The 26,473-nt window shown below is 64.2% G+C and carries 27 protein-coding genes; 8 read left to right on the top strand and 19 right to left on the bottom strand.

Annotation, left to right across the window (positions count from 1 at the left end; translation table 11 throughout):
• Positions 1-218: 218 nt before the first annotated feature.
• The 4 genes from VGN68_RS06150 to VGN68_RS06135 all read right to left on the bottom strand — a co-directional run bounded on the left by VGN68_RS06150 (position 219) and on the right by VGN68_RS06135 (position 5,126).
• Positions 219-1,010: a ferritin-like domain-containing protein gene (locus VGN68_RS06150; protein ID WP_327474846.1), complete on the bottom strand. Its 792-nt coding sequence runs from the start codon at positions 1,008-1,010 to the stop codon at positions 219-221.
• Entirely contained in the window at positions 1,011-1,478 is a 468-nt protein-coding gene (locus tag VGN68_RS06145) for a peroxiredoxin (RefSeq protein WP_327474844.1), read from the bottom strand. It lies immediately after the preceding gene.
• The gene (locus VGN68_RS06140) at positions 1,475-4,180 is read right to left on the bottom strand and encodes a bifunctional [glutamine synthetase] adenylyltransferase/[glutamine synthetase]-adenylyl-L-tyrosine phosphorylase (protein WP_327474842.1); all 2,706 of its coding nucleotides are present in this window, start codon (positions 4,178-4,180) and stop codon (positions 1,475-1,477) included. Before VGN68_RS06140 ends, VGN68_RS06145 begins: the two co-directional genes overlap by 4 nt.
• A 151-nt stretch (positions 4,181-4,331) precedes the next feature.
• On the bottom strand, positions 4,332-5,126 hold the full coding sequence (locus VGN68_RS06135) for a response regulator (RefSeq protein ID WP_327474840.1): 795 nt from the start codon (positions 5,124-5,126) through the stop codon (positions 4,332-4,334).
• 197 nt (positions 5,127-5,323) lie between these two features.
• On the opposite strand from VGN68_RS06135, the gene VGN68_RS20500 reads away from it, so the two are divergent.
• Entirely contained in the window at positions 5,324-5,494 is a 171-nt protein-coding gene (locus VGN68_RS20500) for a NepR family anti-sigma factor (protein WP_349256059.1), read from the top strand.
• 2 nt (positions 5,495-5,496) lie between these two features.
• Here the strand turns inward: VGN68_RS20500 and tgt are convergent, their stop codons facing one another.
• The 3 genes from tgt to VGN68_RS06120 all read right to left on the bottom strand — a co-directional run bounded on the left by tgt (position 5,497) and on the right by VGN68_RS06120 (position 9,499).
• Complete coding sequence (gene tgt / locus VGN68_RS06130; protein WP_327474838.1) at positions 5,497-6,621, bottom strand: tRNA guanosine(34) transglycosylase Tgt; 1,125 nt, start codon at positions 6,619-6,621, stop codon at positions 5,497-5,499.
• Between the two features lie 141 nt (positions 6,622-6,762).
• Positions 6,763-7,251, bottom strand: coding sequence for a hemerythrin domain-containing protein (locus tag VGN68_RS06125; protein WP_327474836.1), 489 nt, complete (start codon positions 7,249-7,251; stop codon positions 6,763-6,765).
• A 58-nt stretch (positions 7,252-7,309) separates the two neighbouring features.
• A complete protein-coding gene (locus VGN68_RS06120) occupies positions 7,310-9,499 on the bottom strand; it encodes an EAL domain-containing protein (RefSeq protein WP_327474835.1) in 2,190 nt (729 codons plus the stop codon).
• Between the two features lie 152 nt (positions 9,500-9,651).
• On the opposite strand from VGN68_RS06120, the gene VGN68_RS06115 reads away from it, so the two are divergent.
• Positions 9,652-10,317 carry a helix-turn-helix domain-containing protein gene (locus VGN68_RS06115; RefSeq protein WP_327474834.1) on the top strand — a complete coding sequence of 222 codons (666 nt, stop codon included), beginning with the start codon at positions 9,652-9,654 and terminating at the stop codon, positions 10,315-10,317.
• A gap of 28 nt (positions 10,318-10,345) precedes the next feature.
• On the opposite strand, the gene queA is transcribed toward VGN68_RS06115, so the two are convergent.
• The 5 genes from queA to VGN68_RS06090 form a co-directional block, all read right to left on the bottom strand.
• On the bottom strand, positions 10,346-11,383 hold the full coding sequence (queA, locus tag VGN68_RS06110; RefSeq protein WP_327474833.1) for a tRNA preQ1(34) S-adenosylmethionine ribosyltransferase-isomerase QueA: 1,038 nt from the start codon (positions 11,381-11,383) through the stop codon (positions 10,346-10,348).
• A gap of 23 nt (positions 11,384-11,406) precedes the next feature.
• Positions 11,407-12,216, bottom strand: coding sequence for a peptidylprolyl isomerase (locus VGN68_RS06105; protein ID WP_327474832.1), 810 nt, complete (start codon positions 12,214-12,216; stop codon positions 11,407-11,409).
• 125 nt (positions 12,217-12,341) lie between these two features.
• Entirely contained in the window at positions 12,342-12,848 is a 507-nt protein-coding gene (gene coaD, locus VGN68_RS06100) for a pantetheine-phosphate adenylyltransferase (RefSeq protein WP_327474831.1), read from the bottom strand.
• On the bottom strand, positions 12,848-13,702 hold the full coding sequence (locus VGN68_RS06095) for a polyprenyl synthetase family protein (protein ID WP_414713019.1): 855 nt from the start codon (positions 13,700-13,702) through the stop codon (positions 12,848-12,850). The genes coaD and VGN68_RS06095 overlap by 1 nt, the downstream gene beginning before the upstream one ends.
• Before the next feature lie 72 nt (positions 13,703-13,774).
• Positions 13,775-14,050 carry an exodeoxyribonuclease VII small subunit gene (locus tag VGN68_RS06090; RefSeq protein ID WP_293700302.1) on the bottom strand — a complete coding sequence of 92 codons (276 nt, stop codon included), beginning with the start codon at positions 14,048-14,050 and terminating at the stop codon, positions 13,775-13,777.
• A gap of 132 nt (positions 14,051-14,182) precedes the next feature.
• On the opposite strand from VGN68_RS06090, the gene VGN68_RS06085 reads away from it, so the two are divergent.
• The 4 genes from VGN68_RS06085 (at position 14,183) to VGN68_RS06070 (ending at position 18,371) form a co-directional block, all read left to right on the top strand.
• Positions 14,183-14,599, top strand: a complete 417-nt coding sequence (locus VGN68_RS06085) for a DUF2177 family protein (RefSeq protein WP_327474829.1) — start codon at positions 14,183-14,185, stop codon at positions 14,597-14,599.
• A gap of 286 nt (positions 14,600-14,885) precedes the next feature.
• Complete coding sequence (locus VGN68_RS06080) at positions 14,886-15,182, top strand: hypothetical protein (RefSeq protein ID WP_327474828.1); 297 nt, start codon at positions 14,886-14,888, stop codon at positions 15,180-15,182.
• 82 nt (positions 15,183-15,264) lie between these two features.
• Positions 15,265-17,520 carry a phosphoribosylformylglycinamidine synthase subunit PurL gene (gene purL, locus VGN68_RS06075; RefSeq protein ID WP_327474827.1) on the top strand — a complete coding sequence of 752 codons (2,256 nt, stop codon included), beginning with the start codon at positions 15,265-15,267 and terminating at the stop codon, positions 17,518-17,520.
• A 113-nt stretch (positions 17,521-17,633) separates the two neighbouring features.
• A complete protein-coding gene (locus tag VGN68_RS06070) occupies positions 17,634-18,371 on the top strand; it encodes a DUF72 domain-containing protein (protein WP_327474826.1) in 738 nt (245 codons plus the stop codon).
• A 141-nt stretch (positions 18,372-18,512) separates the two neighbouring features.
• On the opposite strand, the gene VGN68_RS06065 is transcribed toward VGN68_RS06070, so the two are convergent.
• On the bottom strand, positions 18,513-19,295 hold the full coding sequence (locus tag VGN68_RS06065; RefSeq protein WP_327474825.1) for a Coq4 family protein: 783 nt from the start codon (positions 19,293-19,295) through the stop codon (positions 18,513-18,515).
• A gap of 156 nt (positions 19,296-19,451) precedes the next feature.
• On the opposite strand from VGN68_RS06065, the gene VGN68_RS06060 reads away from it, so the two are divergent.
• The gene (locus tag VGN68_RS06060) at positions 19,452-20,699 is read left to right on the top strand and encodes a DUF418 domain-containing protein (RefSeq protein ID WP_327474824.1); all 1,248 of its coding nucleotides are present in this window, start codon (positions 19,452-19,454) and stop codon (positions 20,697-20,699) included.
• Here VGN68_RS06060 and VGN68_RS06055 read toward each other — a convergent pair.
• The 6 genes from VGN68_RS06055 to panB form a co-directional block, all read right to left on the bottom strand.
• A complete protein-coding gene (locus VGN68_RS06055; protein ID WP_327474823.1) occupies positions 20,693-21,097 on the bottom strand; it encodes an Hpt domain-containing protein in 405 nt (134 codons plus the stop codon). The two genes, VGN68_RS06060 and VGN68_RS06055, sit on opposite strands and share 7 nt — an antisense overlap.
• Before the next feature lie 115 nt (positions 21,098-21,212).
• Positions 21,213-21,443 carry a sulfurtransferase TusA family protein gene (locus tag VGN68_RS06050; protein ID WP_327474822.1) on the bottom strand — a complete coding sequence of 77 codons (231 nt, stop codon included), beginning with the start codon at positions 21,441-21,443 and terminating at the stop codon, positions 21,213-21,215.
• Entirely contained in the window at positions 21,440-22,816 is a 1,377-nt protein-coding gene (der, locus tag VGN68_RS06045) for a ribosome biogenesis GTPase Der (RefSeq protein ID WP_327474821.1), read from the bottom strand. Before der ends, VGN68_RS06050 begins: the two co-directional genes overlap by 4 nt.
• A gap of 49 nt (positions 22,817-22,865) precedes the next feature.
• Positions 22,866-24,179: a PQQ-binding-like beta-propeller repeat protein gene (locus VGN68_RS06040; RefSeq protein ID WP_414713018.1), complete on the bottom strand. Its 1,314-nt coding sequence runs from the start codon at positions 24,177-24,179 to the stop codon at positions 22,866-22,868.
• Between the two features lie 22 nt (positions 24,180-24,201).
• The gene (locus VGN68_RS06035) at positions 24,202-24,975 is read right to left on the bottom strand and encodes a tetratricopeptide repeat protein (RefSeq protein ID WP_327474819.1); all 774 of its coding nucleotides are present in this window, start codon (positions 24,973-24,975) and stop codon (positions 24,202-24,204) included.
• A 118-nt stretch (positions 24,976-25,093) separates the two neighbouring features.
• Positions 25,094-25,957: a 3-methyl-2-oxobutanoate hydroxymethyltransferase gene (gene panB / locus VGN68_RS06030; RefSeq protein ID WP_293700280.1), complete on the bottom strand. Its 864-nt coding sequence runs from the start codon at positions 25,955-25,957 to the stop codon at positions 25,094-25,096.
• A 127-nt stretch (positions 25,958-26,084) separates the two neighbouring features.
• Here panB and VGN68_RS06025 point away from each other — a divergent pair, with 127 nt between their 5' ends.
• On the top strand, positions 26,085-26,408 hold the full coding sequence (locus VGN68_RS06025; RefSeq protein ID WP_327474818.1) for a hypothetical protein: 324 nt from the start codon (positions 26,085-26,087) through the stop codon (positions 26,406-26,408).
• Positions 26,409-26,473: the final 65 nt, after the last annotated feature.

The raw sequence follows: 26,473 nt of genomic DNA, 5'->3' as shown, positions 1-26,473 counted from the left end.
GGCGCTGGTTTCAGCGGCGTGGACGGCCGGAGTGGCCAGAGCGAAACATGCTGCGGCGCAGATTGCGACTTGATGCAACTTCTGCGTCAGAAGAGTGTTTATCAAAATACGACCCCGCGTGTGCCATGTCGCCAAAGTCATCAAAAGGCTTTGGCGCCGGTGTTTGTTGGTTTGGATGATTGCTCATCCCCCGCGAAGCCTGTGTGCTGCCGCAATGGTTAAGACGCAATAACAGCATAGTATTCTTGCGTTAAACCGGCGTCGTGGCGCGCCGAGTCGTTGAACGGAGCTTTGAGCGCCCCGCGAAAGCGCGCTTTTACGAGGGCGTGCCACGTTTGGGCGGCGTTGAATCCCCGTTCGTCGCACTTCCAGCCGAACCAGACCGTCCCCGCGCGCACATGGCGGATTTCATCGTTGTAAATGCGCGATAAAATCTGCGCCGATGTCTCGTCGCCCGCTTCGCGAAAGCGCCCAATCGTCGGCGGCGTCACATCGAGCCCGCGCGCCTCAAGCACCATAGGCACGATCGCGAGCCGGGCCAGCACGTCGTCGGCGGTGACCTGCGCCGCCTCCCACAATCCCGCATGGGCTGGCAATGCCCCATAATGGCTGCCGAGTTGGCGCAGGCGGCGGTCGAGCAGCGCGAAGTGCATGGCCTCGTCGGCGGCAACACCAATCCAATCATCGATAAACGGACGCGGAAATTCGTCGCCAAAGCGGCCGATCAGATCGACAGCGAGGTCGATCGCGACAAATTCGATGTGCGCCAGCGCATGGAGCAGCGCGATCCGGCCCCGTTCGGAGCCGCCCTTGCCGCGGCGCGGCATCCGGCTGGGTTCAAGCAATTCAGGCGCGCCAGGCCAGGCGGGCTGGTCGGGCATCGCGGTGTCACAGCGATGGTCGAGCCGACCCTGCCGCCACGCCCGCGCCAGACTCCGCGCGGCGCGGCGTTTGTCGTGCGGGTCCGGCGTCAGCAGGACCGCGCGCGCAGCTTCACCCAATGTTGGCATTTACAGCGCCTTGGCTGCCTCCAGCACCGCGTCGGCGTGACCCTTGACGCGTACCTTGCGCCACTCCTTGGCCAGCTTGCCGTCGGCGCCGAACAGGAAGGTCGAGCGTTCGATCCCCATATAGCTGCGACCGTAATTCTGCTTTTCGACCCAGGTACCAAACGCTTCGCACACCGCGCCATCTTCATCGGACGCGAGGCGGACGGTCAGGCCATATTTGTCGCGGAACTTGCACAGTTTTGCGGGTGCGTCGCGCGATACCGCGAGCACCTGCGCATTGAGATGCGCGAATTCGGGAACAAGGCGGGTGAAATCCTGCGCCTCAGTGGTGCAGCCGGGGGTATCGGCCTTCGGATAGAAATAGACGACCAACGGCGCGCCCGCCATCGCGGCGAGATCGATCGTCGCACCATCGGCGTCGAGAAGTTTCACCGCGGGAATGGCATCGCCCAGTTTCAGACCGCTCATTTTTCACTCTCCTGCTGCGGGCGAATCGACGCCCACCAGTCGGCAATCTCCTGCCGCGCCGCATCGTGCGCGGCAAGCAGTTGCGGCCAGCCGGGTTCGCCGCATTGGCTGGCGACGAGTTGCCGCGCCGCCGCGGTCGGCGGCTCGCCACCGGGCGCGGTCAGGCGCAGCATCACGAGCATCCGCGCAAGCAGGCCATGCGCTTCGCAGACGCCATCGGGCGCCAGCCCCGCCGCCTTCAGACAGCCAAGCGCGGCAGCGATATTGGGGTCGTGACATTGGCCGCTGGCCAGTTGCGTAACCTGCATCGCAAATTCCAGATCAACGAGCCCGCCGGGGCCGCCCTTGATGTCGAGCGCGCCCTGCGGCGGTTTGTGCGCAGCGATCTTGTCGCGCATATCGGCGGCATCGGCGCCCAGCTTAGCCCGATCACGCGGCGCTGCGAGCAGTTCGGCGATAATCCGCTCGACCTCGGCGCGCGCCTTGTCCGACCCATAGACCGGCCGCGCGCGGAGCAATGCCATATGCTCCCACGTCCACGCCTCCTCGCGCTGATAGCGTTCGAAGCTGTCGAGGGTGACGACGAGCGGCCCCTGCGCGCCCTGCGGCCGGAGCCGGGTATCGACATCATACAGCTTGCCCGCCGCGGTCGGCACCGACATCGCCGCGGTCACCCGCTGCGCCAGGCGGTTGTAATAGGTCGTGGCGCCGAGCGGGCGCGGCCCGTCGGATTCGGCGAGATGGTCGCCGGTGAACAGATAGATGAGGTCGAGGTCGGAGGCATGGGTCAGCGCCCGGCCCCCGAGCCGCCCGAGCGCGAGCACGACCAGCTCGCTGTCGGGAATGCGTCCATGGGCGGCGACAAATTCGGCAACGGTGGCGTCGGCAAGGACACACAGCGCGGCCTCCGCGAGCTCGGAATAGCCGCCCGCAATCACCAGTGGATCGGTCGACCCGGCGACAAGCTGCACCCCATAGGCAAAGCGCCGCTCGCCGACGAGATCGCGCACCCGGTCGAGCAGACGTTCATAGTCGAGCGTCGCCAGTCCCGGCGCCCATTCCGCCAGCAGCTGTGTCTTCTCCGCGGGCGCATCGAAGGCACGGCTGTCGATGAGCCCCTCGATCAGTTGCGCGCGGGTACCGAGCGCGTCGGCGAGCGTCGGCGCAAGCGCCAGAACGCGCGTGGCGATGCGTGCCAGCGCCGGTTGCGCCGCGAGCAGGTGGAAGAAATTGATTGCGCTCGGCAGCCCTGCGACGAGTTTGTCGAAACGCGTGAGCGTCGCGTCAGGATCGGGCGCCGCGCCCAGCGCCTTGACCAGTTCGGGCAGCATCGTTTCGAGCGCGTCGAGCGCAGCGGCGCTACGCAACGCACGCAATTTGCCGCCGCGCCATTCGGTGATCGTGCGCAGCGCCGCATCGGGCGGATCGAACCCCGCCGCCAGCAATGCCGCGGCCAGACTGTCATCGTCGCGCGGCAAGCCGGTGGTCACTGCGCGTTCGGCGACGAGCCGGTCGTAGCAGGCGCCGACATCGGCGGTGACGGGTTCGAGCAGCGCGAGCAGCGCAGCGCCGTCGGCCACGCCGTCCAGCCGCGCGATAGTGTCGAGCGCGGCGGGCTGGGTCGGCAAACAATGCGTCTGCTGGTCCTCGACCATCTGCAAGCGATGTTCGATCCGGCGCAGCGTCGCATAATGGCCCAACAGGCGCGTCGCGACCTCGGGTTCGATCCGCCCCGCCGCGGCGAGCGCCGCCAGCGCATCGACCGTCGCCGGAACCCGTAGCGACGGATCGCGCCCGCCATAGATCAGCTGGTGGACCTGCGCGAAAAATTCGATCTCGCGGATACCGCCGCGCCCGCGTTTCAGGTCGTAACCTGGCCCGAATGCCTGCCCCTGCGCGAAATGGTCGCGGATCCGGTCGCTCATCGCGCCGATTTCCTTGAGCTGGCGGAAATCGAGGCTGCGGCGCCAGATGAACGGCTGGATTGCCGACAGGAATTGTTCGCCGAGCGTGCGGTCGCCCGCCGACGCGCGCGAGCGGATGAACGCCGCCTGCTCCCACGCCAAGGCTTCGGATTCATAATAGGAAATGGCGGCATCGACAGGCAGCACGATCGGGGTGACCTCGGGATGTGGCCGTAGGCGCAGATCGACGCGCAAGACATGGCCGTCGCCGGTGCGCGCCGACAGGATTTCGGTCATTCGCCGCGCAATCCGCACTGCCGCCTCGGTCGGGTCGTCGCGCGACCGGCGCGGCAACGTGTCGGGGTCGAAGATCAGGATTGGGTCGATGTCGGACGAATAGTTGAGTTCGTGGCTGCCGAGCTTCCCGAGCGCAATCACCGACAGCCCGCGCGGCGCCTCACCCGGAACACGCTCGGCAAAGGCGGCGGCGAGCGCGGCGTCGCACGCCTGATCGGCAAAGTCAGACAGCAGCCGGGTGGTGGTCGCGACATCATGCTCACCCGACAGGTCGCCGAGCGCGAGCAGCAGCGCCATGCGGCCGCGCCACTGGCGGAGTGCGCGCATGATGTCGTCGTCGGCGGGGGGCGCAGAGACCCCTGCCAGTGCGGCGTCGGTGCCATCGGTCAGGAAGCGCGTAACGTCATCGGGGTTGAGTTCGGCGAGCCGCGCCAGAAACGGCGCGTTGGCGGTGAGCCGGTCGAGCGCCGATTGGCGGTGGGATGCGTCGAGGATGGTCATCGGCGGTGGCTATCGCCCGCGATGGCATTTCACGCAAGGCGGCTCAAAGTATCGTCGCCCCCGCGCAGGCGGGGGCCGCCACCGGTTTACGCAGCAAAGCCGAGGACGAAATGCCAGCCGCCCCCGCCTGCGCGGGGGCGACGGATTGGCCTCAGGCCGGAACCGTGCTTTCGTCGAAGAACAGCACCTGCGAAATCGCCGCGCGCAGCGTTGCCGGCTGATAGGGCTTGGTCAGCAGGAATGCGGGCTCAGGCCGATCGCCGGTGAGCAACCGTTCGGGAAACGCGGTGATAAAGATAACCGGCACATGCAGGCCGGTCAGGATTTCCTGCACCGCCTCGATCCCCGAGCTGTTGTCGGCGAGCTGGATGTCGGCGAGAACGAGCCCGGGTTGATGCTTTTGTGCTTCGGCTACGGCTTCACGGTGTGTGGTTGCGACCGCAACGACGTCATGGCCCAGATCGCGGACGATCATTTCGATGTCCATCGCGATGATCGGCTCATCCTCGATAATCAGGATGCGGGCGCGGGTCTGGCGATCGATCTCGTCGGTCGCTTCGGCGATCAGCGTTTTCACTTCGTCGGTATCGCGGCCGATGATGCGGCCGGTATCCTCGGCGTTGAAACCCTCAACCGCGGTCAGCAGCAACGCCTGGCGCGCCAACGACGGAATGCGGCGCAGGCGCGCGTCGGCGATGGCGATGTCGCTGAGGTTGGCGTCGTCATCGGACGTCGCCGCGCTGGCCATCAATCCGAAATTGTCATGCACCATCCGGTACAGCTGGATCCGCAGGTCATTGCCGGTATCGACCGCCCCCGGATTGGCCACCAATGTTTCAAGCAAACGCGCGACCAGCGCGTCGCCATTTTGCTGGCTACCCGAAATCGCCCGACCATAACGCCGCAGATACGGAAGATGCGGCGCGATCGCCTGACCCAATGACATATATTTCCCTCCTGAAACGGGACATAACCCGCCAAAAAACCAGCAAACGCGGCCCAAACCGGCGTCCGCTGGCATAATTTTACCCCATGGGAACGATTTAGCCGCAAATTAGTTTCATGGGGAAGAACAAACGCGCCATTGCGGTTTGATAAATGCGCGGTTAGCAACAGGCCCCATGTTAAGCGGATGCCCCGATAATGTCATCTAGAACCGGTTCGCCACAGGGTGCGACGTCGGGGAAGGACGCGGAAAAAAAACCGGCTGCCAAGGCGCAGGACGTCAATGGCGCCCTGCGCCGTGCGTATGAGTCGACCGTGGATGAAACAATTCCGCAGTCTTTGCTGGACCTATTGAGCAAACTCGACTGACGTCAGCGCTGATAGCGCGCGTCGAAATCACTCTGAAATGTAGCGAACTGCCCCGCGGCAATGGCATCGCGCATCGCCTGCATCAGATCCTGATAAAAATGCAGATTATGCTGTGTCATCAGCATGGCGCCCAGCATCTCGCCCGAGCGGACGAGGTGATGCAAATAGGCGCGCGACCAGGTCGTACAAACCGGGCAAGTGCAAGAGGGGTCGAGCGGCGCCTGATCCTCGGCGAATTTGGCGTTGCGAATGTTGATCGGCCCGTCCCAGGTAAAGGCCTGGCCGTTGCGCCCCGACCGCGTCGGCAGCACGCAATCGAACATATCGACCCCGCGCGCGACCGCGCCGACCAGATCGTCTGGCTTGCCGACTCCCATCAGGTAACGCGGACGGTCGGCAGGTAGCTGGGCGGGTGCATAGTCGAGCACGCCGAACATCGCTTCCTGCCCCTCGCCGACCGCGAGGCCGCCGATCGCATAGCCATCGAACCCGATGTCGGTCAGCGCCGCCGCCGAGCGCGCGCGCAGCTTTTCGTCGAGCGACCCTTGCTGGATGCCGAACAGTGCCGAGCGCGCCGCATGGTCTTCGCCCGCGTCAAACCCCGCGCGGCTGCGCGCCGCCCAGCGCATCGAGCGCTCCATGCTCGCCTCGGCGCGTTTCGCATCAACCCCGTTCGGCGGGCATTCGTCGAATGCCATCACGATGTCGCTGCACAGCAGGCGCTGGATTTCCATCGAGCGTTCGGGAGTCAGCATGTGGCGCGAGCCGTCGAGATGGCTCTTGAACGCCACCCCCTCTTCGCTCTGTTTGGTCAGCGCCGACAGGCTCATCACCTGATAGCCGCCGCTATCGGTGAGGATCGGGCGGTCCCAGCCCATGAATTTGTGCAATCCGCCCAGCCGCGCCATGCGTTCGGCGGTCGGGCGCAGCATAAGATGATAGGTGTTGCCAAGGATGATGTCGGCGCCAGTCGCGCGTACCTCGGCGGGGCGCATCGCCTTTACCGTTGCCGCGGTGCCGACGGGCATGAAGGCGGGCGTGCGGATTTCGCCGCGCTTCATCGTAATCGTGCCGGTGCGCGCGGCGCCGTCCGTCGCGGCGATGGAAAAGGTGAATCTGTCGGTCATCGCGCGCGCCTATGGCGGGGACGGCCGATAAAGTCGAGGTTTCGCCTTTAGATCATCATCCCGGCGAAGGCCGGGATCTCGACGCGGATGCCATACGCACGGGCGAGATCCCGGCCTTCGCCGGGATGACGAACGGTGGGATTATTCCTTTGCGTCCTCGCTCGAAGGCTCATCGGCAGCCGCCTTGGCCTTCTCCTTCGGCTTTTCTTTCTCAAAGATCGCCAGCAGCTCTTTCTTCTTCGCCTCGGACAGGCCTTCCTCGGCTTCGGGGAACATTTCTTCTTCCTCCTCCTCGATATGGTGGAGGTAGCGGTCCTTCATCGTGCGAAAGCGGGTTAGCCAGCCGGTCGAGGCAAAGTCCATCTCGTACAATTCGGTCAGCAGATCGTCGATTTCCTTATGCTCGGAAACACTGTGCTGCGCTTCTTCGCGCAGATTGGGCTTACCGAGCATGGTCGCATAGAGCGACATTTCTTCGGACGCCGCGTGCGCGGTCACTTCGATGCGAAACGCCTCGAACAGCTTTTCGCGCTCGGGGCTGTCGCCCTTGGTTTCGTCGATCTGATCGAGCAGCTTGCGGTGACGGTCATGATCGGCCTTCAGCCGCGCAAAGATTTTCGTATCAGCCATGGTCTTCTCCTGTTTGGGAGCAGAACGGGCGATCGCGCGGACGGTTCCACGCCTCTGATCAGGGAGCTTTCCAGTCGTTCGTCGTCGTAAACATCGGCAGCGCCATCGCGGCGGTCGATTGCGTCGCGGCGGCGATCAGATAGGGTGACACGCGGTGCCGTGTACACAGCCCGCCATTGCCATCGCTTACCATCGTCTGTTCGAATTCGATGCCCTGCTGGTGCTTCATCGATCGGCGCACGGTGGCGGTGACGAGCTGTCCCTCGCCGAAATCGACAACAAATTGGGTGCCGAGCGGGACATCCAATATCCCCTCGATAAAGGCGCCGGTCGACGACAGATTGCGGATGACGACATCATAGCGATGATTGTCATGGATCGCGCCGACCTTTCGGAACAGCGAGACACGATCGTTGCGCTGGCGGGCAGGCCCAGCGGGTTTGATCATCCACGACCCGGCCTCGGCATGGTCGAGCAGTTCGGCATGGAGAACGGGTTTGCTGTACACATAACCCTGCACATGGCTGACGTTGAGTTTGCGGATCAGGTCAAGCTGGTCGAGCGATTCGATACCTTCGGCGGTTGTTTCCATCTCCAGCGCTTCGGCCAGGGCGACGATCGCGGCAATGATCGCGCTGTTACGCGACCCCGGCTCGGTCGCCCCGCGCACGAAACTTTGGTCGATCTTGATCTTGTCGAACGGCGCCGTCTGCAAATAGCTGAGCGACGAATAGCCGGTGCCGAAATCGTCGAGCGCCAGCCGCACGCCCAAACCCTTGAGCGCCTTGAACATCTTGCCGGTATCGGCCGAATCGCCCAGAAACACGCTTTCGGTGATTTCCAGCTCAAGCCGGTCGGGCGCGAGCCCGGTCGTCGCCAATGCGCTTGCGACAATTTTGGGCAGATCCTCGTTGGCAAACTGGATCGGCGAGACATTGACCGCCACGCGCATGTCGCCCGGCCATTTGACCGCGTCCTCGCACGCGCGCCGCAACACCCATTCGCCGATCGACCAGATCAGATTGGCTTCCTCGGCAATCGGGATGAACACGGCGGGCGAGATCACCCCGCGCTCGGGATGCGTCCATCGCACCAGCGCCTCAACCCCCGTCACCAGGTTCGATTTGGAATTGACGACAGGCTGATACCGCAAGTCCATCTCGCCGCGCACCAGCGCGTCGCGCAGATCGCCTTCCAATGCGCGGCGGATTTCGGCCGCCTGATGCAGGTCGCTGGAGTAAAAACTGAACCGTCCGCGCCCGTTACCCTTCGCCGCATACAGCGCGAGATCCGCGTTTCGGACCAGATCGTCGCTGCTCAGGCCATCAAACGGCGCGATCGCAACCCCGACCGAGGCGCCGATGATGCAGCGGCTGCCCTCGACCGAATAGGGTTGCGACAGGCTGTTGATGATGTCGGCGGCCATGTCGCCGAGCTTCCCGCGGTCTTCGAGATCGGGAAGAATGATCTGGAATTCGTCACCGCCCAGGCGGCTCACCATTTCCTTGTCCCCGACGATCTTCAACAGCCGCTGCGCAACCTGTTTGAGCAACGCGTCGCCCGCCGGATGGCCCAGCGTGTCGTTGACCTGTTTGAAGCGGTCGAGATCGAGCAGCATGATGGCGCACGAGCGCTGCTGCTGCGCAAAGGTGGACAGCGTCGTGTCGAGCTTTTTCGAGATGTTGAACCGGTTGGCCAGCCCGGTCAGCGAGTCATAAAGCGCCAGGCGCGAGGCATCTTCGGCAGATCGCCGCTGCGCTGTGATGTCCGTCCCGCTGCCGCGATAGCCGGTAAATTTGCCGCTGCCGTCGAAGTGCGGCCGCCCCGAAATCGCCCACCAGCGATCATCGCCCTCGAACGCGCTGCGCAATGGCAGATCGTCGAATTTCGACTGTTTGGTCAGCAGGAAAGGCAAGGTCCGCTGGCGCTCGCCATGACTGTCGACCGGCAGGAACAGCTCGGTAAAGATCGTCCCGAGCAGCTGGTCGCTCGGCCGGCCCATCAGCCGCGCAACCGAATCGGTGATATAGGTCAGCCGCCCCTTGGCATCGGTGGACCAGAACCAACCCTGCCCGCTTTCTTCATAATTCTGGAGCAGGAGCAGCGCCTCCCGGGTGTGCAGATTCGGCGCGGCATCGCCGCGCGGTTTGCCGATCCGCGCTCCGATCAAGCCGAAAAAGCCCTTCTGGCCCTCCTCGACACTCTCATCCTCCCGCTCGCCGGACATGATCCGCGATGGTATTTCCATCAAATCAATCTCTTGCTGATCCCCACGCTGTAACCGCTATGCGCGGAAGGGATTGCGATAGTGTAAATAAGGCAGGAACCACGCCAAGTGGGTGCGCGCAAATCGCCGCGCCGCTAACGATCTCTTAATCCGCCGCGTTGACGAAGGAGATCATGGCTATCCCGGCATATCTCGACACATCGGCGCCATCGGTCACCAGACGCCGGAGCGCACGACAGAAGCTGCGCCTGCAGCTGCAAAGCACGCAGGCGAGCGGGGTCGAAAGGGCGGTGCTGGTGCACAATATCTCGGCGACCGGACTGCTGTTCGAGGGCGCGGTGACGCTGGCGACGGGCGACACGATCGAAATCGGGCTGCCGCAGGCGGGGCCGACTCCGGCGACGATAGTCTGGACCAGCGACACCCTTTATGGCTGCCAGTTCGATACACCGATCTCGCCCGCAACGCTGAGCGCGGCGCAATTGCGCGCCGTGGTCGGCCCCGATCGCGGCGAGGCTTTCCTATCCAGCGCAACGGCAACCGAAAGCTTCGGTGACCGGCTCCACCGGTTCCGCACCGCAAGGCGATTGACACAGAGTCAGCTCGCCGCCGAATTGGCGGTGAGCGAACAGTCGATATCAGCGTGGGAGCAAGGCAAAGCGCGGCCCAAGGCGGACCGGATGGAAGCACTGGCGACGCTGCTGGGGATCGATTTGGCCGAGCTGCTCGGGCTCGACGCCCCTCACAGCCTGAACGATGTCGTAGCCCGCGCCAAAGCGCAGGTGGCCGAGGCCGCCGCGGTCAGCACCGACAATGTCAAGATCGTCATCGAGATTTAGCCGGGCGGCGCCAACCGCGGCAACCAGCCTATGCTGGGCGGTCAGGTAGCAGCAAGCTGGCATCGCCATAGCTGTAAAAGCGGTAATCGCGCGCGATGGCATGGGCATAGGCCGCCTGCATCGTGTCCAATCCCATAAGCGCGCTCACCAGCATGAAGAGTGTCGAGCGCGGCAGGTGGAAATTGGTCATCAGCCCGTCGATCGCCCTGAACCGGTAACCGGGGGTGATGAAGATCGCGGTGTCGCCCGCGAACGCGGTGATCGCGCCGTCTTCCTGTGCCGCGCTTTCGAGCAAGCGCAGGCTGGTGGTGCCGACGGCGATGATCCGGCCACCCGCAGCGCGCACCGCGTTCAGTCGCGCCGCCGTATCGGCTTCGATCCGTCCCCATTCGGCGTGCATCACATGGTCTTTGGTGTCGTCGGCCTTCACCGGCAGGAAGGTGCCCGCGCCGACGTGCAGGGTCAGCGTCTCGGTCGCGACGCCTGCCTCCGTCAGCGCGGCGAGCAGGCGCGGCGTGAAGTGGAGCGCTGCAGTGGGCGCGGCAACGGCACCATCTTTCGCCGCAAACATCGTCTGGTAATCGGAACGGTCGTCGTCATCGGTCGCCCGCTTGCCCGCGATATAGGGCGGCAGGGGCATCGTGCCGGCACGTTCGAGCAGGACCTCGACGGGTTCGTCGCCTGCGAACGCCAGGATGAAGCTGCCGTCAGCCAGCCGTTCTTCGGCCAGCGCGGATACGCCCGACCCGAAATCGACCGTCTCGCCGACGCGCAGCCGTTTGGCGTTGCGGACAAACGCCTGCCAGCGCCGCAGGTCGATCCGCTTGTGCAGCGTCGCACCGATTTTGGCGTCACCGCGGCGTCCTTCAAGCTGGGCAGGAATGACGCGCGTATCGTTGAACACCAGGCAGTCGCCGGAGCGCAGCCATGTCGGTAAGTCGCCGACCCCGGCATCGGCGATCCTGTCGCCCTCAACCACCAGCATTCGCGCCGCGTCGCGCGGTCGCGCTGGGCGGAGCGCGATCCGTTCGTTCGGCAGGTCAAAATCGAAGGCGTCGACGCGCATGAAGGTTCGCGCCGCCGAAGGGTTTAGCGGATCGGCGCGTTGAGCTGGTCGGCGGTGATTTCGGCGGCGGGCGCGGGCGCCGGAACCGCTTCGACCAGAGCCGACGCCGGGGGGACCGGCTTGTTGTCGGCGGCGACCGACACCTGGACCATGCGCGACATCACCGCGGGCGGCTCGCCCTTCTGGATCGCATCGACATATTGCATGCCCGACACGACGCGGCCGAACGCCGTGTAGCGGCGGTCGAGCGCGAAGCGCGGCTGGAGCATGATGAAGAACTGGCTGTTCGCGCTGTCTTCATTCTCGGCCCGCGCCATCGACAAAGTGCCACGCAGATGCGGGGTTACATTGAATTCAGCCTTGAGGTCGGGAAGCTGCGAGCCGCCCTGCCCGGTCGCGGTCGGATCGCCCGTCTGTGCCATGAAGCCGTCGATGACGCGGTGGAACTTGATCCCGTCATAGAATCCGGCGCGCGCCAGTTGCTTCAATCGCTCGACATGGTTTGGCGCGACATTGGGATAAAGCTGGATCACCACCCGGCCGCCCGTCGAAAGGTCGAGGTTGAGCATATATTCGGGGTTATTGATGTACTGATCGGGCGTCATCGTCGGCACCGCCGGGGTTGCCGCGGCCGCAGGAGCGACCTCGGTCGCCGCAGGGGCTTCGGCGGCGGGCGGGGTTTCGACCGGCGGCGCGGGCGTTTCGACCGGCGGCGCAGGCTGGGCCGTTTCAGGCATCGGATTCGGCGCCGGCGGCGCTTCCTGTGCGACGGCCGACGCCGCGAGACCGAACGCCATCGCCGAAAGGATCATGGGGCGGAAGGATAATTTCATGCTGGATCGGCCTCTGTCAGAAAATCGGATTTGCGCCCCGTTGGCGCGCCCTAGCGGGAAAAAGCTGAACGCTCAATGATCGGTCGTTTCAAATGTTGGCGGGAGCGGGCTGGTGCCGTGTTCCTCTAACGCTCGCCCTGCAGCAAGCCGCGCTCGGCGATCCGCGTCACAACGGCCTCGCGCACCGCTGGCGTCACGAATTTCTGGATGTCGCCGCCAAAGATCGCGATTTCCTTGACAAGCCGCGATGCGATCGGCTGAAGACTGACATCCGCCATCAAAAAGACGGTTTCGACACGGGCGTTGAGTTGGCGGTTCATGCCCGTCAGCTGATACTCATATTCGAAATCGGTGACGCCGCGAATGCCACGGATGACGATCGACGCACCCTGCGCATCGGCGAAATCCATCAGCAGCGAATTGAACCCGACGACCTCGATATTCCCCTCGATCCCCGCGACTTCGCTCTGCACCATCGCGATCCGCTCGTCATCGTCGAACAAGGGCGATTTTGCGATGTTGGTGGTCACCCCGATGATCAGCCGGTCGACCAGCTTGGCGCCGCGGCGGATGATGTCCATATGGCCCAGCGTGATCGGGTCGAAGGTTCCGGGATAGACCCCAATGCGCATCAACGGTCCCTTTCCACGACATAGCGGGCGATGGCCCGCAGCAGCGTCGCCTCGTCACCAAAGCTCGCCAGATGCCCGATCGCTTGGTCGACCAGCGCCGTCGCCTGACCGCGCGCGCGTTCCAGCCCCATCAGCGTGACAAAGGTACCCTTGCCCGCCGCCGCATCCTTGTGCAGCGCCTTGCCCGCCAGCGCCTCGTCGCCCTCGACATCCATGATGTCGTCGGCGATCTGGAACGCCAGGCCGATGTCGCGCGCATAGGCGCGCAGCGCGGTGCGCCCTTCGGGCGGAATGCGCGCCAGGATCGCGCCGGCTTCGACCGAAAAGGCGATCAACGCCCCGGTCTTGAGCTGTTGCAGCCGCGTCACCGTCGGCAGGTCGAAATTAGCGGTCTCGGCGGCCAGGTCCATCATCTGGCCGCCTGCCATGCCCGCCGGTCCCGCCGCGCGCGCCAGTTCGCAACACAGCTCGCCGCGCACGAAGGGGTCGCTGCTGGTCGCAGGGTCACACAGCCATTCGAACGCCAGCGCATGCAGCGAATCGCCCGCCAGCACCGCGGTCGCTTCGTCGAATGCCTTGTGCACCGTCGGCTTGCCGCGGCGCAGATCATCATCGTCCATGCACGGCAGATCGTCGTGGATCAGCGAATAGACGTGCATGGCCTCGACCGCCGCGCCGACGCGCAGGCTGAGCCCGCGATCGACATGGAACAGGTCGCCCGCGGCGCGGACGAGGAGCGGGCGCAGCCGCTTTCCGCCCGCGATCGCGGCGTGGCGCATCGCTTCATACAGCGGCGCGCGGGGGTCATTGGGGACGGGCAACAGCTGATCATAGAGCCGGTCGATGCCCGCCATCACCTCGGCCTGCGTGCTCAGCAGCAATTGTGTTCCGCTCGAAAGATCGTCGCTCGTCGATGCCATGATCGCTCAGCTTTCGCCAAACGGCGTGGTGCCCGTCGGGCGCCCGTCGGCCCCCAGGCTCACCTGTTCGATGCGCGCCTGCGCCGCGGCGAGCCGCGCCTCGCAATGCCCGCGCAGCGCATGGCCTCGTTCATAGAGCGCCACCGATTCCTCCAGGCTGACATCGCCGCTTTCCAGCCGCCGCACGATCGTTTCGAGCTCGCCCATCGCGGCTTCGAACGACAGCGCGGTGATCGCAGGGTCGGGGGCGAGCGCAGCAGCGGTTTCGGGGGTGTCCGTCATCCCCATGCTTTGGCCCGTTCGCCCCCCAATGGTCAAGTGCGGTCAAGCTTGACGTCGCACGGTGCGCGCCTACGCTGGCGTATCCACAATCGGCCGGAACAATCGTCGGACGGTCGCCATGAAAGTTCCGCCATGAGCTTGCAAACCATCGCCGCCTATATCGCCACCGCCATCATCTTCGGCATCCTCGACGCGATCTGGCTGCGCACGATGCTGCTCAAAGTCTATCGCCCCGAGATCGGCGCGCTGCTGATGGACGGCTGGCGCCCTGCCCCGGCGCTGATCTTTTATGCGCTCTACATGCTGGGCATCCAGATTTTCGCGGTCGCGCCTGCATTGGCCGCGGGCAAATGGCAGGTCGCGGCGCAGTGGGGGGCGATGTTCGGCTTTTTCTGTTACATGACTTACGACCTGACCAACCATGCGACGATGAAGATCTGGTCGACCAAGGTGACGCTGCTCGACATCGCCTGGGGGACGCTGGCGACGGGATTTGCCGCTGGAGCCGCGGCGTGGCTGGTGCTGACCTTGCTGCCGCGAACCGCGTAGCGCCGCCTGGCCTTTAAGCCTTTCGAGCAGCTATCTGTTCCCCGGCGGAAGCCGGGGTCCAGAGCATCATCGAGCAGCGCCTGCTTTTGGACGCCCTGGACCCCGGCTTTCGCCGGGGAACAGCTCCTCACTTGTCTCGAACGCGTATGCGCCCACCCGCTTCACTTTCGACAATCACGATTCCGCTTTTTGCAATTGCCGTGCGGCGCGCGGCCAATCATGCTGCATTGCACAAGAGAGAGGGGCGTAAAGGCAAGTTTTGTTCTTCCAAACAAGGACTTGCATCATGAAAAAGATTGTTCTCCCCATTCTGGCGCTGTTCGCCGCCGTTCCCGCCACCGCCCATGCCGAAGACGCCGCCACGCAGCGGTTCGAGCATAAAGGCAGCACCTACAGCTATACCGTCACCCAAGTCGGCGACGTCCGCGTGATCAGCGGCGTCGAGGAACGCACCGGCAAACCCTTTACCCTGCGCGTCGGCACCCACCGCGTCCGCGGCACCGTCGGATCGCAGCAGGTCAGCTTTCCGCTGCGCGACGTCGAGCCGCTCGCCAAGCCCGCGACCACCCTCGCCTCGCGCTGAGACCACACCGACCGCAGACCCCATGGCGCAAAATGCGCTATGGGGTCTGTTCGTTTTGCGCGCACATCGCTAAAGGCGCGCCATGACTCAGACCGCACCCGCGCCCGCCTCCGTCATCACCCCTCAGGTCGTTGCCGAACACGGCCTCTCGCCGGAAGAATATGAGCGCGTCCTCGCCGCGCTGGGGCGCGAGCCGAACCTGGTCGAACTCGGCATCTTCTCGGTCATGTGGTCCGAGCATTGCAGCTACAAGAGCTCGCGCTTGCACCTCAAGAAACTGCCGACCGAGGCGCCGTGGGTAATCTGCGGCCCCGGCGAAAATGCCGGCGTCATCGACATCGGCGAAGGGCCGGACGGCAAGAAGCTCGCCGCGATCTTCAAGATGGAGAGCCACAACCACCCGTCGTATATCGAACCCTATCAGGGCGCGGCGACCGGGGTCGGCGGCATATTGCGCGACGTGTTCACGATGGGCGCGCGCCCCGTCGCCAACCTCAACGCGCTGCGCTTCGGGCGCCCCGACCACCCGAAGATGAAGCACCTCATCTCGGGCGTCGTCCACGGCATCGGCGGCTATGGCAATTGCGTCGGCGTCCCCACGGTCGGCGGCGAGGTCAATTTCCACAAGGCCTATGACGGCAACATCCTCGTCAACGCGATGACCGTCGGCGTCGCCGAACAGGACAAGATCTTCTATTCGGCGGCCAGCGGCGTCGGCAATCCGATCGTCTATGTCGGCTCGAAGACCGGCCGCGACGGCATCCACGGCGCGACCATGGCGAGCGCGGACTTCGGCGAGGATGCCGAGGAAAAGCGCCCGACGGTCCAGGTCGGCGACCCCTTCACCGAAAAGCTGCTGATCGAGGCGTGCCTCGAACTGATGGCGTCGGACGCGATCGTCGCGATTCAGGACATGGGCGCCGCGGGTCTCACCAGCTCGTCGGTCGAAATGGCGTCGAAGGGCGGCGTCGGGCTTCACCTCAAGATGGACGATGTACCGCAGCGCGAAACGGGCATGACCGCATATGAGATGATGCTGTCCGAATCGCAGGAACGCATGCTGATGGTGCTGAAGCCCGGCCGTGAGGATTTCGCCGCCGCGATCTTCCACAAATGGGAACTTGATTTCGCGGTCATCGGCACCGTCACCGATACGGGCCGCATGGTGCTGGAGCATCATGGCGAGATCGTCTGCGACATCCCGCTCGCCCCGCTCGCCGACGACGCGCCGCTCTACGACCGCCCGCATGTGCCGACGCCGAAGCAACCCCCGCTGACCAACGTCCCCGAAACGACCGACGTCGCCGCCGACCTCAAGACCTTGATGGGCACCCCCGACATCGCCAGCCGCCGCTGGATCTGGGAACAATATGACAGCCAGGTCGGCGCCGACACGGTGCAGACCGGCGGAGACGCCGCGCTTGTCCGCATCCACGGCACCAACCGCGCGCTCGCCATGTCGACCGACTGCACCCCGCGCTATTGCTACGCCGATCCCGTCGAGGGCGGCAAGCAGGCGGTCGCCGAAACCTGGCGCAACATCAGCGCGGTCGGCGCCACGCCGCTCGCGATCACCAACTGCCTCAATTTCGCCAACCCGCAGCGCCCCGAAATCATGGGCCAGATCGTCGGCTGTCTCGACGGCATGGCGCAGGCGTGCCGCGCGCTCGACTATCCGATCGTGTCGGGCAACGTCAGCCTGTATAACGAGAGCAAGGCGACCGGCGGCGGCAGCGCGATCCTGCCGACTCCCGCGATCGGCGGCGTGGGCGTGATCGAGGATCTGAACAAGGCGGTCGGCATCGGCTTCAAGCGCACCGGCGACATCGTGCTGGCGGTCGGCGAACGTGCCGGGCATCTCGGCCAGTCGATCTGGCTGCGCGAAATCCACGGCCGCGAAGAAGGTCCGCCGCCCGAAGTGAACCTCCGCTGCGAAAAGCGCACCGGCGACTTCATCCGCCATGCGATCAATGCCGGCTGGATCACCGCCTGCCACGACGTGTCGGACGGCGGCATCGCGGTGACGCTCGCCGAAATGGCCTTGAAGTCGAATATCGGCGTGCTGATCAGCGAAGAACAGCCCTTCGGCATCGCCGAAAGCTTCTTCGGTGAGGATCAGGGGCTTTATCTCGTCACCGTCTGCGACACCTGCCTCGCCGACTTCCTAGACGCCGCGGGCCGCGCCGACGTGCCGGTTGATCCGCTCGGCCGCACGATCAAGGACCGGATCGTGTTCGAACTGCCCGATAGCGATCATGAGGTGACCCTCGCGGAACTGCGCGAGGCGCATGAGGGGTTTTTTCCGGCGTTGATGGGCGCCGACGCGGCTTTGGCGTAACAACCCCACCCCGTCATTCCGGCGAAGGCCGGAATCTCGCCGGAGCGGCAAAACGCGACGATGAGATCCCGGCCTTCGCCGGGATGACAATAAGAGGTGGAGGAGACGGCCTTATGAGCATCCACATCGGCGTCGGCGGCTGGACCTTCGACCCATGGCGCGGTACCTTCTACCCGCCCAAACACCCGCAGAAACGCGAGCTCGAATATGCCGGCCAGCATCTGACCGGGATCGAGATCAACGGCACCTATTACAGCAGCCAAAAGCCCGAGACGTTCGCGAGTTGGGCCGCATCGATCCCCGACGGCTTCCAATTCAGCGTCAAGGCGTCACGCTTCACCACCAACCGCAAGATCCTGGCCGAAGGCGCAGCATCGATCGAGAAATTCCTCACGCAAGGCCTCACCCGCCTCGGCGACCGGCTCGGGCCGATCCACTGGCAGTTTATGGCGACGAAGAAATTCGACCGCGATGATTTTGCGGGGTTTCTCGACTTGCTCCCTGACAGCCAGAATGGCGTGCCGCTGCGCCACGCGATCGAGGTGCGGCACGAAAGCTTCCGCGACCCGATGTTTATCGACATGCTGCGCGAGCGCAACATGGCGATCGTCTATGCCGACAGCGACGAATTTCCGTGCATCGACGAACAGACCGCCGATTTTACCTACGCGCGATTGCAGCGCAGCCAGGAAGATGTCGAAACGGGCTATGACAATAAGGCGCTCGACCATTGGGCCACGCAAGCGCGCGATTGGGCCAAGGGCGACCGCGATGTCTTCATCTTTTTCATTTCGGGCGCGAAAGTCCGCAATCCGGCTGCGGCGCAGGCACTGATCGCGAAGCTAAAATAGATCCTCCCTGTCGCGCAGCGATGGGGAGGGGGACCGCTCGCGCAGCGAGTGGTGGAGGGGCCGCGACGTCGCGTCATTGCCCCTCCGTCAGTGCTCCGCGCTGCCACCTCCCCATGGCTTTGCCACAGGGAGGATCTTAAATCAGGCCGCAACCGCCTGCTGTGACGCCAGGAAATTATACGGATCGATCCCGCGGCTGCGATACGCGCGGTGCGCTTCGTGATACAGCGTCGGTTCGCCAATCCCCAGCCGGGCGCGGGCCGCGTCGAGCGGTTCGGCGAGCAGTGCGCGGATGTCCTGTTCGATGATCGCCTGTGCCGCCTTGCCGTTTCGCTGACCCTGACGGATCGCGCCGAACACCGGCGCCTTGGCTTTCACGCCGCGCTTCACTTCATATCCGCCGGCGTAGGCGATGAAGAAATTGCCGTAGTTGCCGGTCTGGCCATAGGTGAAGCCCAGCACGCATTGTTCGCCCAGCGCGTCGCGGCCATAGCCGGTCAGGATGTGGAACAGGTCGTGCGTGTCACGCAGGCGGTTGGCGTACCATTGCACCTGATCGTCGAACTTGGGGCGGCCCATCTTGTCGGCTTCGGCGACCAGCCCCGCGGCCGACAGCCCTTCGCGGCGCATGAAGGTGACATAGGCGTGTCCTACCGTTCCTTCGGGCAGCGCGTCGATCCAGCTATGATCGTCGAGCAGGTCGGGCAGATAGGGTTCGCTCGCCATCAGCCGGCGGCCCTTGTCGCTTTCGACGAAGGCGCGCGCGTCATCCATGAAGCCCTTGCGCGGCAAGCTTTCGAAGATGTGGAATACCTGCTCGGTATCCTCCTTGTCCTTGATCAGTTTGCGAAAGTGCGACAGCGCCTTGAACGGGCGAAAGGTCGGCATCTTGCGGTCGGGATGGGAGAAGATGGTCGGGGTCATGGCTGCTCTCATGCGAATCTGGCGATGATGATCAGATAGCATTACTGACATGGATGTCAATAGTGAGTTAATCGCGAGGCCTGTGTTTCAGAAACCGCTCGACGCTGGCAGCGATGAACGATAGCCCCTGTATCGATATCGCAACGGGGATTGGGCATGATAACGGGGACGAGAATCGAAAGTCTCGACGCGATCCGCGGCGTTGCGGTGATGGGCATCCTGGCGATGAACATCGTCGCCTTCGCGCTGCCCTTCCCGGCTTATTCCAATCCTGCAGCGGGCGGGCCGCCGGGCGATCTCGACCTGGCGACCTGGTTCTTCAACTTCGTCTTTGTCGATTCCAAGATGCGCGGCATGTTCTCTTTGCTGTTCGGGGCAAGTGCGCTGCTGGTGATCGATAGCGCCGTAACGGCAGGCCGCCGTCCCGCGGGTGCGCATTATTCCCGTATGTTTTGGCTCGCGCTGTTCGGCCTCGCCCATTTCTACCTGATCTGGTTTGGCGACATCCTGTTTCTTTATGCGGTGTGCGGGCTGTTGCTGTTTCTGTTCCGCAACCTGTCGGTCAAAGCGCTACTGCTCTGGTCGCTGCCGTTTTTCCTCATCGGCATCGGCATTCCGGCAAGCCTGTGGGCCATGCTGTCGATGGCGCAGGCCGGAACGCTACCCGGCGAAGCGGCGGCGGGAATGCAGGAGGCGCTGCGTCAGATGAACGCCGAAATGGGGCCTTCGACACCACTTTATGCTCAGGAAACCGCGCTTTATCTCGGCAGCTACGCCAGCATCCTGGGCCACCGCACCGGTGAAATGGCGGGCGACCCGCTGTTTTTTGTCGGGATGTTCCTGTGGGAAACAATGGGGCTGATGCTGATCGGCATGGCATTGTATAAATCGCGGATGCTGACCGGCGAATGGGATATGGCGCGCTATCGCAAATGGGCCGTCGTTTGTTTCCTGATCGCAACCCCGCCGCTGGTTGCTTTGGCGCTATACCAAATGCAATCGGACTATGGCGCAGTGTCGATTTTTGGCGCTTCGATGGCGCTGTCGATACCCTTCGACACGCTAATGACCGTCGGCTGGACGGCGCTGATCATGCTGCTGATCAAGTCGGTCGCCAGCGACGCGGTGCGCACGCGGCTCGCGGCAACCGGGCGCATGGCATTCACCAATTACCTCGTCACCTCGATCATCATGACGACGATTTTTTACGGCTATGGGTTGGGGCTGTTCGGCAGCGTCGGGCGCGCCGCGCTCTACCTGTTCTGCTTTGGCATGTGGGCGGCGATGTTGCTGTGGTCGAAACCCTGGCTGGACCGCTTCCAATATGGGCCGCTCGAATGGCTGTGGCGCAGCTTGTCGCGCTGGCAGGTTCAACCGATGCGAAAAGCGCCAGTCGCTCAGTAACCGACGGCGCGGCCGAATCCGGCTGGGCGGCGCTGGACGAGCGGATTCGCTTCGCGCTCCAGCGCGCTCAGCGTTTCCTCGAACAGCCGCCGCAGTTCGACGACGCGCGGCAGATATTCTTCGGGGCTGATCTGGCTTTCGACGCAGTGGCGGCCGAACATTTCGATGTCTTCGGCGACCTCGCCGAGCTTTTCGCCGCCGAACTGGCGTGCTTCGCTTTTCAGCGTGTGCGCGGGCATCACGAGGCCGCGCGCGTCGCGGGCGCGCATCGCCTCTTCGATCGCCGCCACCGATTTGGTGCCGTCTTCGCGGAAATAGCCCAGAATGCGCACGAACGCCGCCCCCAGCTGGGTGCGCGTGGCGCGAAATTCATCCCAATCGACCAGGATTTCGTCCAATGTAATGTCCCTTGGTATGCAAAGTCGGTCGTGGTCCCTTCCGACCCATGCCCAAGTTCGGTAAAAAAGAGGTTACGACCGGCGGCGCATGCGACCGAAACCGGCCCATTTTGGGTCAGCGGCGCACGCGCCAGCGGCCAGCGTCGTCGGTCGCGGCTTCCTCCTCGACCAACCAGCCATGCTCGTTCGCGAGCGCGACGACTTCGCGCCCCGCCTGCGGATCGTCGGCGATCAGCAATACGTCGGCGGCATCGCGCATGGCGCGCGCCAGCCGCAGCGCCGGCCAGGGGCAGCGCATCCCGCGCGCGTCGACGATCAGCGTCTCCCCGGCGTTACGTCCGGTCATTCGTCATAGGGGTTGCGCGAATTGCGGAAATTCAGCCGCACCGGCACGCCCTGAAACCCCAATTCCTTGCGCATTCCGTTGACCAGATAGCGCGTGTAGCTGCCCGGCAGGCTGTCGGTGCGCGTCCCGAACACGACAAAGGTCGGCGGCCGGGTGCGCGCCTGGGTGATGTAACGCAGCTTGATCCGCTTGCCGCCCGGCGCCGGCGGCGGATTGGCATCAACCGCGCGTTCGAACCAGCGATTGAGCGCCGAGGTCGAGACGCGGTTGGTCCAGATCGCCCGCTGTTCGAACGCCACGCGCACCAGCGTGTCGATCCCCTTGCCGGTCGCGCCCGAAATCGTCAGCACCGGCACGCCCTTGACCTGGCTGAGCCCGTCTTCCAGCGCGGCGCGAACGCCGTTGAACAGCGACGATGGTTCTTCGGCGACGTCCCATTTGTTGAGCGCGACGACCAGCGCGCGGCCTTCCTGCAACACGCGGTCGGCGATGTGCAGATCCTGCGCCTCCAATCCCTTGGTCGCGTCGAGCAGCAGCACGACGACCTCGGCAAAATCGACCGCGTGCAGCGCGTCGGCGACCGACATCTTCTCCAGCTTGTCCTGGACCTTCGCGCGCTTGCGCATCCCGGCGGTGTCGAACAGCTGAATCTCGTGAACCTCGCCGTTGTTTTCCCATTTCCAGTCGACGCGGATCGAATCGCGGGTAATCCCCGCTTCGGGTCCGGTGATCAGCCGATCCTCCCCGATCATCCGGTTGATCAGTGTCGATTTGCCCGCGTTCGGTCGGCCGACGATGGCGAGCTTCATCGGGCCGAGCGGCGCGTCCTCGTCTTCGGAGGCGGCGGCGACTTCCTTTTCGATTTCGTCAAACGGCTCGACGATCGGGCGCAGCAGGTCGAACAGATCGACCATGCCGTCGCCATGTTCGGCGCTGAGTGCGACCGGATTGTCGAAGCCAAGCGAATAGGATTCCATCAGGCCGTTTTCGCCCTGTTTGCCTTCGGCCTTGTTGACCACCAGGATGATCGGCGTGTCCTCGCTGCGCAGCCAGCGGGCGATTTCCTCGTCGAGCGGCACAACCCCGGCGCGGCCGTCGATCATGAACAGCGCCGCATCGGCCTCGCGCACCGCCTTTTCGGTCTGGACGCGCATCCGGCCGGGCAAGGTCGCCGCGTCCTGATCCTCGAACCCTGCGGTATCGACGATACGAAATTCCAGCCCGAGCAGATTGGCGTCGCCCTCACGCCGGTCGCGCGTCACCCCGGGCTGATCGTCGACCAGCGCCAGCCGCTTGCCGACCAGCCGGTTGAACAGCGTCGATTTGCCCACATTCGGGCGGCCAACAATGGCGATCGTCGCGAATCGCGACATGACAATTTATCCCTGTAGTTGCGCCGGGCCGCCCCGGCCCGGACGCGTGTCAGCGCCAGGCCGTGATCTGCCCGTCGTCCGCCAAAATATACAAAATATTATTCGCCACCACCGGCGCCTGCGACAGTGATGATTTGAATTCGGTCGATCCGAGCAACGTCCCATCGGTCGGCGAATACTCCGCCATAATCCCTTCGCTGTTGACCGCGATCAGGCGGCCACCCGCCAGGATCGGGCCCGTCCAGCGAATCGGATCCTTTTTCTTCTTTTCGGTTTCGACGCGGAAGCGCGCCAGCTGTTGCAGCCAGCGCACCTTGCCCGAAGTGCGCGCGACACACAGCAGCTTGCCGTCGTCAGTCATCGCATACACCCACTCGCCGACCACATAGGGCGTCGAGATGCCCGCGATCGAGATTTCCCAAGTACGCTGCCCGGTGAGCAGTTCATAGCTCGCCATGCGCCCACCCTGGCCCAGCGCAAAGACGCGGCCATTGTCGACGACCGGATCGGCATCGACGTCAGTGAGCGTCGACACCGACAGCGCCATCGAGGTGCGCGCCAGCGCGTCTTCCCACAGGTCGCGGCCGTTTTCGTAACGATAGGCCTGAACCTCGCCCGACGAGAAGCCGGCGACGATTGTCCCCTGCCCCGCCGCGGGCGATGCCGCGCCGAACACACTGCCGGGTTCCAGCGACGCCGTCGCCTGCCACAGCACCGCACCATTGGCGGCGTTGAGAGCGATGATCTGGTTGTCCTGGCTGATCACATAAACACCGCCAAAGGCAATCGTCGGCGCGCCGCGCAGCGGACCCGCGGGCTTCACCTTCCAGATCACCGATCCATCAGCGACGTTCAGCGCCGCGACGTCGCCCGCGCCACTGGTCGCATAAACGACATTGCCGTCGACCCCGGCGCCGCCGCCGAACAGCGAATCCTTGAAATCCTTGCCCGTGCTGCCGATCGCGGTGCGCCACAGCGGCGCGCCGGTGTCGGCGGCCAGGGCGGTGACGACGGCATCGGTGCCGACGGCAAACAGGCGGTTATCGGCGATCACCGGCGACGCGGCGAGCCGCTGTTTGTTGGTGCTCCCGGCGATATTGCCCTGCCACAGCATGCTGCGCGTCGCGCCCAGCGCCGGGTGGCCCATCGATTTCGACGCATTGCCGCCCGACTGCGCCCAAGCGGCGTTGACCGCGGGTTCGGGCAAGACAACCGCGATCGCCGCGGTCGCCGGATCGACCTTGATGCTGGCGTCGTTCGACAGAATCGACACGCGATCGCCGATCGTCGGGGTCTTTGGCCCGCCGTCGCCCTTGAACACGCCGCAACCTGTGAGCGACAGCGCCAGCAGCGCTGCGGTCATTCCTAAACGCGTCTTCCGCATATTATTTCGTTTCCTCAACTGGGGCGGCTGCCGCCGCTTTCGGCGCGGCATTGCCTGTCTGGTCTTTCGCGGCGCTTTCGGCCGCACGATCGGCGACGGCATCGACGCCGAGCATCCCTGCCATCTGGACCGATCGCGATTGCAGCGATTTGGCGACGCCGGGCAGCTTGGCGATACGGCCGTACAGCGCGCCCGCCTGATCATATTGGCCCAGTTGGTAATGGGCGGTCGCCGACAGTTCGGCGGCGCTGGCGAACCAGCTCGACACCGGATCCTTGGCATCGACCAGCGGCTTCATGCGCGCAATCGCCGCTTCGGGTTTCAGGCTGTCATATTCGAACGCCGTCTGGCGGATCAGCGCCAGATCGCGCAGCGCCTGATCGAGCTTGGTATCGGCGGCAACCTTGGCCATCAGCGCCGCGGCCGCTTTCAGATCACCGGCCTGCGCCTTGATATTCGCCTGTTGCATCATCGCGACGGCACGATAGGCGGGCTCGCCGCCCGCGGCCAGCTTGTCGAGTTCGGCGGACGCCGCGCGCGGCTGGTTCGTCGACAGCTTTTCGAACGCTGCGATCAGTTCTTCGGCCCGCTCGCCGCGCACCGCGTCCTGGCGATGGTCCCAGTAAAGATAGCCGCCGAACGCCAGCACGGCGGCCAACACCCCGCCAATGATCCAGCGGCCATAGCGCTGCATGATCGTGTCGAGGCGGTCCTTGCGGACGGCTTCATCGACTTCCTGCAACAGCGCGGCATCGTTGGTCGGGCTCAAGGCCAATCAAACCTCCATATATCGTTCAGGGCTTTGGGCATAAATCCCACCGCGGCTTCCTTAGCGACGGCGCAGAAAAAGGCCAAGCGATTCACTTGGCCTGTATCCTTGCAATACGCTCGGGTCAGCCAGCGTAGATCTGATCCTCGGTCGGGAATGAACGAGACCTGACCTGGTCGGCATATTCCTTCACCGCACCGCTGACCACGCCCGCCATGTCCTGATAGCGTTTGACGAACTTCGGGACGCGTTCGAACATGCCCAGCATGTCCTCGGTCACCAGCACCTGGCCGTCGCATTGCGCCGACGCGCCGATGCCGATGGTCGGGCAGGCAACCTTGTTGGTGACTTCGATCGCGATCGATTCGAGCACGCCTTCGATCACCAGCGAAAAGGCGCCCGCCTGCGCCACCGCCACCGAATCCTCGACGATCGACCGCGCCTCTTCCTCGCTCTTGCCGCGCACGCCATAGCCGCCGAGGATATTGACCGCCTGCGGCGTGAGCCCGACATGCCCCATCACCGGGATGCCGCGCTGGGTCAGGAATTCGATCGTCGGGGCGAGCGCGCGCCCGCCCTCCATCTTGACAGCCGCGGCGCCGGTTTCCTTCAGCAAATGCGCCGCGTTGGTGAACGCCTGTTCCGGACTCGCTTCATAGCTGCCAAACGGCATGTCGACGATGACCGCGGCATGATAGCTACCGCGCACCACCGCGGCGCCGTGCAGCGCCATCATTTCCATCGTCACCCCCACCGTGTGCGGCAGGCCGTAAATCACCTGCCCCAGCGAATCGCCGACCAGCAGCATGTCGCAATGCGGGTCGAGCAGCTGCGCCATGCGGACGGTATAGGCGGTCAGCATCACGATCGGCTCGCCGCCCTTGCGCTGGCGGATGCGCGGCACCGTCAGGCGCTTCATCGGCTGCGGCGTCGGGTTCGCGCGGCTGGTCGAGGTGTCGAAGGTGAGCGTTTTGGGCAGGGTGGACATGGGGCGCGGGCTTAGCGGCTAATGCTGCGGTGCGAAAGCGGCAAAGCTTGGTCATGTTATTAGTGATTGACTCAATGTTAAAAATAATCGACATAAAGTTTGAATCATATGACATGGAGTGGCTGACATGACCTTTCGTGAAAAGACACATTGGGTGGCACTGGTGGTGATGATCGCGGCCTTTGGCTGGTATTTCTTTCGCCTGCATACGGCGCTGCCGTATGGCCCCGGAAACATTGCGGCCAGCGGCAGCTTGCTGACGGTCGTCACCATCGGCATTATCGTGGCCATGTCGATCATCATCGGTGTGATCGCCGCGCGCAGCCCGCGCGAGGCCCATGCCGCCGCAGACGAACGCGAGCGCGCGATCCATTGGCGCGGCACCCATTATGCCTATTACCCGATCGTGATCGGCGTCTGGCTATGCATCTGGATGATCTTTGCGGGCTAATCGATGCCGACCTTGCTCAACACCATGCTGGCCGTGGTCGTGTTAGCCGAATTGGTTCGCATCGG

The organism is Sphingopyxis sp. (assembly GCF_035998965.1).
Lineage (GTDB): Bacteria > Pseudomonadota > Alphaproteobacteria > Sphingomonadales > Sphingomonadaceae > Sphingopyxis.
The sequence above is the reverse complement of the archived record's forward strand: the minus strand, read 5'-3'. Positions and strand labels throughout refer to the sequence as shown.

Coding starts and splice junctions, on each gene's coding strand:
- VGN68_RS06085 (WP_327474829.1), top strand. CDS start 14,183: ATGAGCTTGCAAACCATCGCCGCCTATATCGCCACCGCCATCATCTTC.
- VGN68_RS20500 (WP_349256059.1), top strand. CDS start 5,324: ATGTCATCTAGAACCGGTTCGCCACAGGGTGCGACGTCGGGGAAGGAC.
- VGN68_RS06125 (WP_327474836.1), bottom strand. CDS start 7,251: ATGGCTGATACGAAAATCTTTGCGCGGCTGAAGGCCGATCATGACCGT.
- VGN68_RS06120 (WP_327474835.1), bottom strand. CDS start 9,499: ATGGAAATACCATCGCGGATCATGTCCGGCGAGCGGGAGGATGAGAGT.
- coaD (WP_327474831.1), bottom strand. CDS start 12,848: ATGCGCATTGGGGTCTATCCCGGAACCTTCGACCCGATCACGCTGGGC.
- VGN68_RS06105 (WP_327474832.1), bottom strand. CDS start 12,216: ATGAAATTATCCTTCCGCCCCATGATCCTTTCGGCGATGGCGTTCGGT.
- purL (WP_327474827.1), top strand. CDS start 15,265: ATGACTCAGACCGCACCCGCGCCCGCCTCCGTCATCACCCCTCAGGTC.
- VGN68_RS06115 (WP_327474834.1), top strand. CDS start 9,652: ATGGCTATCCCGGCATATCTCGACACATCGGCGCCATCGGTCACCAGA.
- VGN68_RS06070 (WP_327474826.1), top strand. CDS start 17,634: ATGAGCATCCACATCGGCGTCGGCGGCTGGACCTTCGACCCATGGCGC.
- VGN68_RS06145 (WP_327474844.1), bottom strand. CDS start 1,478: ATGAGCGGTCTGAAACTGGGCGATGCCATTCCCGCGGTGAAACTTCTC.
- panB (WP_293700280.1), bottom strand. CDS start 25,957: ATGTCCACCCTGCCCAAAACGCTCACCTTCGACACCTCGACCAGCCGC.
- VGN68_RS06065 (WP_327474825.1), bottom strand. CDS start 19,295: ATGACCCCGACCATCTTCTCCCATCCCGACCGCAAGATGCCGACCTTT.
- VGN68_RS06150 (WP_327474846.1), bottom strand. CDS start 1,010: ATGCCAACATTGGGTGAAGCTGCGCGCGCGGTCCTGCTGACGCCGGAC.
- VGN68_RS06090 (WP_293700302.1), bottom strand. CDS start 14,050: ATGACGGACACCCCCGAAACCGCTGCTGCGCTCGCCCCCGACCCTGCG.
- tgt (WP_327474838.1), bottom strand. CDS start 6,621: ATGACCGACAGATTCACCTTTTCCATCGCCGCGACGGACGGCGCCGCG.
- VGN68_RS06095 (WP_414713019.1), bottom strand. CDS start 13,702: ATGGCGGGCATCGACCGGCTCTATGATCAGCTGTTGCCCGTCCCCAAT.
- VGN68_RS06135 (WP_327474840.1), bottom strand. CDS start 5,126: ATGTCATTGGGTCAGGCGATCGCGCCGCATCTTCCGTATCTGCGGCGT.
- VGN68_RS06080 (WP_327474828.1), top strand. CDS start 14,886: ATGAAAAAGATTGTTCTCCCCATTCTGGCGCTGTTCGCCGCCGTTCCC.
- VGN68_RS06140 (WP_327474842.1), bottom strand. CDS start 4,180: ATGACCATCCTCGACGCATCCCACCGCCAATCGGCGCTCGACCGGCTC.
- VGN68_RS06025 (WP_327474818.1), top strand. CDS start 26,085: ATGACCTTTCGTGAAAAGACACATTGGGTGGCACTGGTGGTGATGATC.
- VGN68_RS06050 (WP_327474822.1), bottom strand. CDS start 21,443: ATGACCGGACGTAACGCCGGGGAGACGCTGATCGTCGACGCGCGCGGG.
- VGN68_RS06040 (WP_414713018.1), bottom strand. CDS start 24,179: ATGACCGCAGCGCTGCTGGCGCTGTCGCTCACAGGTTGCGGCGTGTTC.
- VGN68_RS06060 (WP_327474824.1), top strand. CDS start 19,452: ATGATAACGGGGACGAGAATCGAAAGTCTCGACGCGATCCGCGGCGTT.
- queA (WP_327474833.1), bottom strand. CDS start 11,383: ATGCGCGTCGACGCCTTCGATTTTGACCTGCCGAACGAACGGATCGCG.
- der (WP_327474821.1), bottom strand. CDS start 22,816: ATGTCGCGATTCGCGACGATCGCCATTGTTGGCCGCCCGAATGTGGGC.